The organism is Pantoea sp. Pa-EAmG (assembly GCF_030024295.1).
GTDB lineage: Bacteria > Pseudomonadota > Gammaproteobacteria > Enterobacterales > Enterobacteriaceae > Pantoea > Pantoea dispersa.
The window spans coordinates 1-3,960 of record NZ_JASEWO010000273.1 but is presented as its reverse complement, the minus strand read 5'-3'; the positions used below and the strand labels follow the sequence as shown (position 1 = coordinate 3,960).

The 3,960-nt window shown below is 58.6% G+C and carries 4 protein-coding genes; 3 read left to right on the top strand and 1 reads right to left on the bottom strand.

Features of this window, described 5'->3' with window-relative positions; all coding sequences use genetic code 11:
- Window positions 1-938, top strand: a 938-nt coding sequence (locus tag QMM04_RS21430; RefSeq protein WP_282996981.1) for a class I tRNA ligase family protein, incomplete at its 5' end; no start/stop codon positions are given.
- 66 nt (window positions 939-1,004) lie between these two features.
- Complete coding sequence (locus QMM04_RS21425; protein ID WP_282996982.1) at window positions 1,005-1,508, top strand: GNAT family N-acetyltransferase; 504 nt, start codon at window positions 1,005-1,007, stop codon at window positions 1,506-1,508.
- A gap of 12 nt (window positions 1,509-1,520) precedes the next feature.
- Here QMM04_RS21425 and QMM04_RS21420 read toward each other — a convergent pair whose 3' ends face one another.
- Window positions 1,521-2,951, bottom strand: a complete 1,431-nt coding sequence (locus QMM04_RS21420; protein WP_021506715.1) for a PLP-dependent aminotransferase family protein — start codon at window positions 2,949-2,951, stop codon at window positions 1,521-1,523.
- A 207-nt stretch (window positions 2,952-3,158) separates the two neighbouring features.
- Here QMM04_RS21420 and QMM04_RS21415 point away from each other — a divergent pair.
- Window positions 3,159-3,960, top strand: an 802-nt coding sequence (locus QMM04_RS21415) for an Ig-like domain-containing protein (RefSeq protein WP_282996980.1), incomplete at its 3' end; no start/stop codon positions are given.

Here is a 3,960-nt window from a genome sequence, read left to right as displayed (position 1 = left end):
ACTTCTGTAACAAGCTGTGGAACGCCAGCCGCTTCGTGCTGATGAACACCGAAGATCAGGATTGCGGCCAGAACGGCGGCGAGCTGAAGCTGTCACTGGCGGATCGCTGGATCCTGACGGAATTCAACAGCACCGTGAAAGCGTACCGTGAAGCGCTGGATAGCTATCGCTTTGATATCGCTGCCAACATTCTGTACGACTTCACCTGGAACCAGTTCTGTGACTGGTATCTGGAGCTGACCAAGCCGGTGATGAACAGCGGCAGCGAAGCGGAGCTGCGCGGCACGCGCAACACGCTGGTGACGGTGCTGGAAGCGTTGCTGCGCCTGGCGCATCCGATCATCCCGTTCATTACCGAGACCATCTGGCAGCGCGTGAAAGTGCTGAAGAGCATCGATCACGATACCATCATGCTGCAGCCGTTCCCGCAGTATGACGCGGCGAAGGAAGACGCGGAAGCGAAGGCCGATATCGAGTGGATGAAGCAGGCGATTGTGGCGGTGCGTAATATCCGTGCCGAAATGAACATCGCGCCAAGCAAGCCGCTCGACGTGCTGCTGCGCGACTGCTCGCCGGCGGCGCAGCGTCGTGTTGAAGAGAACCGCAACTTCCTGTCGCGCCTGGCGCGTCTGGAGAGCCTGACCATTCTGCCAGCCGGCGAGAAAGGTCCGGTCTCGGTGACCAAGATTGTTGATGGCGCAGAGCTGCTGATCCCGATGGCAGATCTGGTCAACAAGGAAGCCGAGCTGGAGCGTCTGGCAAAAGAGCTGGTGAAGCTGGATGTCGAGATCGAGAAGATTCAGACCAAACTGGCTAACGAAGGCTTTGTATCGCGCGCACCGGAAGCGGTGGTGGCGAAAGAGCGCGAGCGCGTAGCCGAGCTGGAGCAATCAAAAGCAAAACTGATTGAACAGCAGGGCGTGATTGCGGCATTGTAAGCGCTTCAGTCCTGACGCTTAATCGAAGCCGGGCACTGCCCGGCTTTTTTCTATCGGAAGATTATGATGACCACCGCCACGCCACTTAACCTGCAGGTGCGCCCGATTGTCGCCGCCGATAATCCGCGGATTGCGCAGGTGATCCGCGATGTCTCCGCCGAGTTTGGCCTGACGGCGGATAAAGGTTATACCGTGTCCGACCCGCAGCTCGATCGGTTGTTTGAGCTGTACAGTGCAGCGGACAGCGCTTACTGGATCGTGGAGCATGAGGGTCAGGTGGTCGGCGGCGGCGGCGTGGCACCGCTCGCCTGCAGCGCACCGGATATCTGTGAGTTGCAGAAGATGTATTTCCTGCCGTCGGTGCGCGGGCTGGGTTTAGCGCGCGAACTGGCGCTGCGCGCAATGGATTTTGCCCGCCAGCGCGGGTTCCGGCGCTGCTACCTTGAGACCACCGGCAGCCTGACGCGCGCCATTAAGCTCTATCAGTCGCTGGGCTTTGAACAGATTGAGGACGCGATGGGCTGTACCGGCCACGTGGATTGCGAAGTGAGAATGCTGCGGGTGTTGTGAGGGAAAAACCACTCACTTCTCTACCGCAACGCCCTGCGCCAGCTGACCAATTAACGCTCCCAGCGTCTCCACCGCCGCCTCGGCGCGTGCATCCCATGGCCAGGCGGTGTTGAAGCGGAAGCAGTGGCTGAAACTCTCGCTGCTGGAAAACAGCTGGCCCGGCGCAATACTGATGCCCTGCTGCAGCGCCAGATGATACAGCTGCGTGGCGTTAATCTGCTCTGGCAAGGTAATCCACAAAAAGTAGCCTCCGGGCGTATCGCTGATGTGCGCCTCGGCGGGCAGCACGCGGCGCAGCGCCTGCTGTGCCAGCTGTTTGCGCTTCGCCAGCGTCTGACGCAGCTTTTTCAGATGCGTATCGTAGCTGCGGGTGCTGAGAAAATCCGCCAGCGCCAGCTGCATCGGCGCGCTGGTCGAGAGCGTACTCATCATCTGAATGCGCTGCACGCGCTGCGCATAGCGCCCCGCCGCGACCCAGCCCACGCGAAATCCCGCCACCAGATTTTTCGAAAAGCTGCCGCAGTGCAGCACGTAACCCTCGCGGTCGAACGCTCTGGCCGGCAACGGCTTATCGTGGCCGTGATACAGGTCGCTGTAGACGTCGTCCTCTATCATCGCCACCTGATAACGCGTCAGCAGTGCCACCAGCTGCTGTTTGCGCCCGGCGCTGAGGGTAAAGCCGAGCGGATTCTGCCGGTTGGTCATCAGCCAGCAGGCTTTCACCGGCCAGCGCTGCAGCGCCTGCTCCAGCTCATCCAGATCGATGCCCTGCTCCACATCGCTGGCGATAGCAATCGCGTTCAGCTTAAGCCGTTCAATCGCCTGCAACGCGCCATAGAAGGAAGGGTTCTCAATCACCACCCAGTCGCCCGGTTCGGTCACCGCCTGCAGGCTGAGGTTCAGCGCTTCCATCGCACCGTTAGTAATGACGATGTCATCCGGCGACAGCGTAATGCCCTGCTGCGCATAACGCTGGGCGAGGATTTTTCGCAGCGCTTCATTACCGGGCGGCAGATTATTCAGGGCATCGGTGGGTTTAAGATTGTGCGAGACCTTCACCAGCGAGCGCATCAGCTGGCGCTGGGGAAACAGTTCCGGATCGGGGAAAGCAGAACCAAACGGCATGATGGCCGGATCGCGCGTCGCCTGCAGCACGTCAAACACGAAGCTGTTGGTATCGGCCTGATCGGTTTTAGCGATTGCCTGGGTTGGCAAACGCGGACGGCTCTCCGCCGCGCGCGGTGCCACGTAATAGCCCGACTGCGGCTTCGACACAATCCAGCCCTGGCTCTCCAGCACTTCGTAAGCGTGCATCACCGTCATCAGGCTTAACCCGCTCTGCTCCGCCTGCTGGCGCAGCGACGGCAGCTTTTCACCCGGCGGCCAGATGCGTGCTTCGATTTGCGTACGTAGCTGATCTACCAGCTGCTGGTATTTGGCCATGGCTCTATTCCCTGCGACCTGCGTGCGCGCCAGTATAGCCTGCCAGCCATTGCTGCGGCTAAAAATCCGTGTCCTTTTCCCCGCGCGCCGCCAGTTTTCCTTCAAGACCGTTCTTGTTGGGAGAATTATCCGATCAACTAATAATCGCCGCCTGTCGTTTGATTTGGACAGTTTTACCAGGACGTTAATTATTAAGCAGGAATAATCATGAGCACAGCACTCACCAACGCAAAACAACTCTGGACCACCGATCCGCAACGCACCTTTAGCGGCTCCGCGCCATCAGAAGCCGGCGGCATCATGGAAATTGTGATGGACAGTACCGTCTATACCGTCTCCATTGCCGCTAACGGCAGCTGGAGCTGGCAGCCGCCGTTTCCGCTGGCTGAAGGCCCGCACAACCTTTCCGTGCGTACCATTGACCGCGCCGGCAACGTCGGTGCGCCATCGCTGTTTATCGTCAACGTCGACCTTACCGCACCGGACCAGCCGCTGATTATTGGTGCAGGGGATGATTTCGGCGATAAAACCGGTCTGGTCAGCTCCGGCCAGCAGACCGATGATCGTACGCCAACCCTGAAAGGCGTGGCCGAGCCGGACAGCATCGTTCGCCTGTACAACAAGCAGGACCAGCTGATTGGCAGTGTTAAAGCCAGCAGCAATGGCTACTGGGAAATTACCCCAACGCTGGCTGACGGTGAGCATTCGTTGTATGTGACGGCTACCGATGGGCGTGGCTACGAGAGCGAGGCGTCAAATAAATTTATTCTTAACATTGCCGATGAGTACCGAGCTCCAGATAAAGTTGAAATTATTCAGGCTGTGGATGATGCAGGTAATTCAAAAGGGGAGCTTAAATCTGGCGATGTGACCGACGATACAACTCCAATATTACGCGGTACCGGAATACCCGGCGCGATTATTGAGATTCAGTACCGCACATCTGGTGGGAATTGGAAAGCAGCGGGTAACGCCACAGTTGACGCCAACGGTCAATGGCAGATTGAAT